At 71.9% G+C, this 6,295-nt stretch carries 4 protein-coding genes; 1 reads left to right on the top strand and 3 read right to left on the bottom strand.

Features of this window, described 5'->3' with window-relative positions; genetic code table 11:
- Window positions 1-206: 206 nt before the first annotated feature.
- The gene (locus AB0D57_RS28205) at window positions 207-1,085 is read right to left on the bottom strand and encodes a DMT family transporter (protein WP_362078786.1); all 879 of its coding nucleotides are present in this window, start codon (window positions 1,083-1,085) and stop codon (window positions 207-209) included.
- 283 nt (window positions 1,086-1,368) lie between these two features.
- Here AB0D57_RS28205 and AB0D57_RS28200 point away from each other — a divergent pair, with 283 nt between their 5' ends.
- On the top strand, window positions 1,369-3,510 hold the full coding sequence (locus tag AB0D57_RS28200; RefSeq protein WP_362078783.1) for an FUSC family protein: 2,142 nt from the start codon (window positions 1,369-1,371) through the stop codon (window positions 3,508-3,510).
- Between the two features lie 72 nt (window positions 3,511-3,582).
- Here AB0D57_RS28200 and AB0D57_RS28195 read toward each other — a convergent pair whose 3' ends face one another.
- Window positions 3,583-5,139, bottom strand: a complete 1,557-nt coding sequence (locus AB0D57_RS28195) for a sodium:solute symporter family protein (protein ID WP_362078780.1) — start codon at window positions 5,137-5,139, stop codon at window positions 3,583-3,585.
- Window positions 5,140-5,281: 142 nt separating this feature from the next.
- Window positions 5,282-6,067 carry an SDR family oxidoreductase gene (locus AB0D57_RS28190; RefSeq protein WP_362078777.1) on the bottom strand — a complete coding sequence of 262 codons (786 nt, stop codon included), beginning with the start codon at window positions 6,065-6,067 and terminating at the stop codon, window positions 5,282-5,284.
- Between the last annotated feature and the right edge of the window lie 228 nt (window positions 6,068-6,295).

The raw sequence follows: 6,295 nt of genomic DNA, 5'->3' as shown, positions 1-6,295 counted from the left end.
ACGCGCCCGACGACCGTTCCGTGGTGGAGATCGACCGCCGCCCCTACCCGTCCCATCCCCGGGGGCTCCGCCCCCGGACCCCCGCCAGGGGCGCTGCGCCCCCTGGACCCCCGCTCGCCCGAAGGGCTCGTCCTCAAACGCCGGACGGGCCCGTCTCGCGGGATGACCGGCCGCTGGAGGGTCACCGTCCTCCATGGGGAGAACAGCTAGGGTGCCTTTCCGGCGGTCACGACCGACTCGGCCAGCGGGATACGGGCGAGCTTCACCACGCCCGTGGCGATCAGCCCGAGGCCGAGCAGCTGGGGCAGCAGCCACCAGCCGGTGCGCACATGCTCCCCGTACAGCGTGACGCCGAGCGCGAGGCTCACCGTCGCGTCGCCTAGCGTGATCGCCGGCTGGGAGGCCACCAGCGGGCCCGCCTGCAGCGCGTTCTCCAGCAGGAAGAGTGCGGTACCGCCGGCCACGGCGAAGACGTACGTCTGCCAGGCGGTGAAGAACGCCGCCACACCGTGGTCGTCCAGGATGTGCGTCACCGCCTTCATCAGCGCCGCGGTCATCGCGTAACTGACCGCGCAGGCCGCACCCAGGCAGGCCGCGCGGACCCGGCCCTCGGGGCGGCGCAGCGCCGCGGCGGAGAGGACGACGATCACGCCGGCGCAGGCGGCGAGGGCGGCAATCCAGCGGTCGGTCGGTACGTAGGTGCGGTCACCGCTGGGGTCGGCGGCGGCGAGCGTCACACCGAGGCCCACCACCACGAGGGCGACGGCCACCCACCCGGTAGAGGGCAACCGCCGGTTCAAGAGGACCGCGGCGACCATCAACGCGAACGGCAGCTCGAGGACGAGGAGCGGCTGGACGATCACCAGCGGCCCGGTGTTCAGGGCCAGGGCCTGGCACACACCGGCGGTGATCACCGCGGCGATCCCGAGCAGCCACAGCGGACGCCGCAGCAGATCGAGCATCAGCCCCGGACGGAAGCCGGCCGAGCTGGGCACGGCGAGGGCTTCCCGGCGCTGCAGCACCGTGGCGATGGCGTTGCTCAGCGCCGAGGCGAGGGCGAACAGGACCGGGACGAGGGTGTGCACCGTACGACCTCCCGCCTCCGGCCCGCACCTGCTGCCATGGTGGCCCTGGCGCCTCGTCCGCGCGATCCGTACGGGCTGCGTGCCGTGGGGCACCGTCCGACAATGGGAGCAGGTCGCCGGCCCGACCCGCTCACCGCGTCGAGACGGCGTCGGCCGAGAGGAAAGTGCCTATGCGCGAGCCCGGTCCGCAACCCGGAACCGGCCCCGAGGGCCGACCGTGACCGGCGGGCCGGGGCGGGCGGCAGGGCCGGATCGGACGGCAGTCCTCCATCGGGCCGTCCGGGTGACCATCGCCGCGAGCGCCGGGTTCTATGCCTTTCTGTACGGGCTCGACAGGCCCGAAATGGCCCTGTACGCGCTGTTCGGACCCCTGGCGCTGGGCATGCTGTCCTCGATCCCCGGCTCGGGCCGGCAGCGCGCGGCCGTGATGCTGAAGGCGCTGCCCGTCGGGCTGCTGCTGGTCACGCTGGGGACGGCGCTGGCGGTCCGGACCTGGGCGGCGGTGCTCGGCATGCTGGTCGTCGGCTTCCTGCTCGCCTTCGCGGCGGTCGCGGGTCCCCGGGCGGCCAGGGCGGGCCCCGGCCTCCAGCTCTTCTACATCCTGGCGTGCGTTCCGCCGTACGCCCCGGACAGCCTCGGCCTGCGCCTGGCGGGCCTCACCACCGGGATCGTGCTCCTCGCGGCCTGCGAGGTCCTGGTGTTGCCGGCCCCGCCCGCCGCCCCGTACCGGACCCGGCTGGCGGTGGCGCTCACCTTCGCGGCCGACGTCGCGGCGGACCCGACCGGCGCCGACCCCGCCGGACTCCGGGACGCCGGCAGGCGGCTGCGGCTGTCCGGCGTGCCGGAGGCCGAGCGCCCGGCGGGCCCCGCGCGCAGGGACCGGGCGCTGACGCAGGCGGGCGCGGCCACCCGCCGTCTGCTGGACCAGCTGGCCCATTTCGCCGAGGTGATGCCGGCCGCGCCCCAGCCTCGGGCGAGCGGCAGGACCGGGGCCGGCGGCGGCGCGGAGCTCGCGTACGAGGCCTGCGCTGCGCTGCTGGACCGGGTCGCCCGCCTCTGCGACGTCACCGCGGGCGCGCTGCGCGACGGCCGTCCACCGCCGCGGCCCGGCGCGCTGGAGAAGGCGATGCTCGATTTCCAGGCCCTGCGGACGAGCCAGGCGACCGGGCCGCCCGATGCCGTACCGCCGGTGCCGGTGCTGAGGCGACAGTCGGCCGTGCTGGGGATCGCCGAGTCGGCCCGCGTGGTGGAGAGCACCGCACGGATCGCCGCGCTCGGGCGGCGGACACCGCCGATTCCGCCGCGAGAGCTGTTCTGGTACGCCGACACGAGCACCGTCGGGCTGTGGATGAAGCGGCTCTTCGGCCATGTGACGCTGCGGTCGGTGCTGTTCCAGAACGCCGTGCGCACCGCACTGGGCCTCGGCGCGGCGCGGCTGGTGGCGGGGACACTCGATCTGCCGCACGGCTTCTGGGTGATGCTCGCCGTGTTGACGATGAGCAGGACCACCGTCGCGCAGACCTGGGAGGTGGTCCCCAAGATGCTCGCCGGGAACCTCCTGGGCGCCGTGGCCGCCGGGGCGCTGCTCGTGGGCTTCGGGCGGCAGACCGATGCGTACGCGGCGGTGCTCGCGCCGGGCATGCTGGCCGCGTTCGCGCTGGGGCCGCTGCTCGGCATCGCCTGGGCGCAGGCGCTGTTCACCCTCGTCGTCGCGTCGGCCTTCGCACAGATCGCCCCGGCCTCCTGGCAGCTTGCCGAGGCACGCGTCATCGATGTCGTGACGGGCAGTGTGATCGGCCTGCTCTGCGGGCTGCTCGCCTGGCCCGCGGGTGCCCGGCGTGAGGTGCGCACCACCATGGCCGAGCTGCTCCGCTCCTGCGGTCCGCTCGTCACGGGCACCGTGGACGCGGCCACCGCCCCGCCCGGCGCCGCCCGCTCCCCGTCCACGCTGCCCGCCGAGCACCGGCTACGGCTCGCGGAGGCCGCGTACGCCCAGTACCGCAGCGAGCCTTCGGGAACGCCGGCGGAGGCCCGTGCCGACTGGCAGGCCGTGCTCATCTCCGCCCGCCACGTGCTGCTCGGCACCCAGTGGCTGCCCCGCTTCGACCTGCCCGCGGCCGGCGTTCCGGCCGGAGCCGCGGTGTGGGCCCGTACGGCAGCAGACCATGTGGCCGCCGCCGCGACACGGATCGCCGCTCTCGCCGCCGGTGACCAGCAGCGGCCGGGTGCGCCCGACGCGCCGCTCAAGCCGCCGGAGAACTCCCCGCCGCTGCCTGTGCTGATCGACCTCGAGACGTGGCTGAGCAGCCTCAACGCCGAGCTGTCGCGGATCGAGGGCTCGCTCCGCGACCTGGAACACACCGCGGTCGGTCCCGGCCGACCTGGTTCCTTTGCTCGTTCGGCGGAGGTTTCCGACAGCGGGTGAACTCCTTGGCCGGCCCGACGCGTGAGCGATGCGGGCCGGCCATCCGGCAGGTCATAGCGGTGATGGGGTGGGTCAGACGCCCGTCGGGCTGGTGTCCGCCTGGGTCGGGATCGCCTTTGCCGCCGACCCGCTGTCATCCGTGTTGATCTTCTCGATGATCGCGAGCCGTTCCGGTGTGTCCTCCGGCTTCAGGAAGCCGATGAGGATGTACAGGACCAGGGACACGGCCAGCGGGACGGACACCTGGTATTGGAGTGGGACGCCGCCGTCGACGTTCCAGCTGATGGGGTAGTTGACCAGCCAGAAGGCGAGCAGGCCCATGGACCAGCTGGTGAGCGCGGCTGTCGGACCGGAGCGGCGGAACGGGCGCAACAGGCCGAGCATCATCGGGATGGCCATCGGGCCCATGAGCCCGGCGACCCACTTGATCACGACCGTGATGATGTCCTTGAACGCGGGGGAGTTGACCTGGGTGGCCGCGGCCATGGACAGACCGAGGAAGACGACGGTCGTGATCCGGGCGGCGATCAGCCCGGAACGCTCGTTCCACGCGCGGGCCTTGGCCGACACCACGGGCGCGCAGTCCCGGGTGAAGACGGCCGCGATCGCGTTGGCGTCGGAGGAGCACATGGCCATGGTGTGGGAGAAGAAGCCGACGATGACCAGGCCCAACAGGCCGTGCGGCAGGAGCTGTTCGGTCATCAGGCCGTAGGAGTCCGAGCCGTCCGGCTTCTGCGACTCGACCAGCAGCGGCGACATCCACATCGGGTAGAAGAGGACCAGCGGCCACACCAGCCACAGGACCGCGGAGAGGCGGGCCGAGCGCTCGGCCTCGCGCGGGCTGGCCGTGGCCATGTAGCGCTGGGCCTGGTTGAGCATGCCGCCGTTGTACTCGAAGAGCTTGATGAAGAGGAAGGCGAGCAGGAACACCGTTCCGTACGGGCCCACCAGCGGCTCTTCATGCCCCTGCAGCGCCGGCTCGTCCCAGGCGCCGAGGAAGCCGATTCCCTTGTCGCCGAGTTCGAGGACGACTGCCACGAACATCGCGACTCCGGCCAGGAGTTGGATCACGAACTGGCCGAGCTCGGTGAGGGCGTCGGCCCACAGGCCGCCGATCGTGCAGTAGACGGCCGTGATCGCGCCGGTGATGAGGATGCCCTGGTTGAGGGAGATGCCGGTGAAGACGGACAGCAGCGTGGCGATCGCGGCCCACTTGGCGCCCACGTCCACGATCTTCAGCAGCATGCCGGACCAGGCGAGGGCCTGCTGGGTCTTCAGGTCGTAACGGTTCTTCAGGTACTCCAGCGGGGAGGCCACGTGCAGTCGCGAGCGCAGCCGGTTGATGCGCGGCGCGAACAGCTTCGACCCGACGGCGATGCCCAGTGCGATCGGGAACGACCAGGTGACGAAGGACGTGACGCCGTAGGTGTAGGCGATACCCGCGTATCCGGTGAACATCACCGCGCTGTAGCCGGACATGTGGTGCGAGATGCCGGAGAGCCACCAGGGCATCTTTCCGCCGGCCGTGAAGAAGTCGCTGACATTGTCGACCCGTTTGTGGGACCAGACACCGATCGCGACCATCACGCCGAAATAGCCGATGAGCACGGCCCAGTCGAGACCGTTCATGTGCTCCCTCCCAGGGGTCGGCAACGCCCGCTCATCGTGGGTTCGATGACATGGCGGCGACAACAGCCCGTAGGGTCAAGAGGGAGTAAAAGAGTTCTGCTTACTGACGCCTATTCATGTCCATGAACGGCATGGGGGAGGGTTACCGCATCAGCTCACCCGCGTTCACCAGCAAGGACTGTCCGGTGATGGCCCGCGCCCGGTCCGAGGCCAGGAAGGCCGCCGCGTCCGCCACGTCCGAGTCCGTGGCCAGTTCGGGCAGCGCCATCCGGTCGGTCAGCCGCTTCAGCACCTCGCTCTCCGGCGCGCCCTCGGTGTGCGCGGTGAACCGTACGTAGGCCTCCACCGGCGGCCCCCACATCCACCCCGGCAGCACGGTGTTGACCCGGATGCGATGAGGCCCCAACTCCCGTGCCAGCGAGTACATCGCGCTCGTCAGCGCGCCCTTCGACGCCGCGTACGCCGCCTGCCGGACCTGTGACGGGGCGGCCACCGACGACTGTGTCCCGATCATGACGACCGAGCCGCCGCACACCTTCAGCGCGGGCAGGCAGGCTCGGGTCATCCGCAGGGTGCCGAGCAGGTTCACGTCGATGACCGACTGCCAGGTGGTGAAGTCGGCGTCCTCCAGCCCGCCGAAGTAGCTGTCCCAGGCGGCCACATGGACCACGGCGTCGATCCGCCCGAACCGCTCCAGGGCCAGTGCCGCCAGCGCCTCGCACTGCCGCTCATCGGTGATGTCGGTCGCCCGGTACGCCGTGTGCGCCCCGTCCGGATCGAGCTCCGCCGCGGACTTGGCCAGATGCGCCTCTGTACGCGCCCCGAGCACCGCGTCGCCCCCGTCCCGTACGACGGCCGCCGCGACCTGCCGTCCGAGCCCGGCCCCGACACCCGACACGACGACGGTCTTGCCCTCCAGCAGCGACATCGGGACTCTCCTTTTTTTGTGGCTCGGATCGCCTCCGGGGCGCTGGTGCCTGTGTCGAGCGACCGATCGTGCTCGACCCTTCGGGCCTCCGCGCTCCCCCAAGCTCTCGGCTTCGCTCGAGCAGGGGTGACCCCCATGGCCCCTCGACACAGGCGCGCCCCTTCGGCTCACTCGCCGTAGGTTGCCGTGACTCTGGCGCATGACCTGACGGAGCGTCAGAGTATGGGT

The organism is Streptomyces sp. NPDC048275, from assembly GCF_040652275.1.
GTDB lineage: Bacteria > Actinomycetota > Actinomycetes > Streptomycetales > Streptomycetaceae > Streptomyces.
Note: the sequence above shows the minus strand (reverse complement) of the source record. Positions and strands in the feature narration are given on the sequence as shown.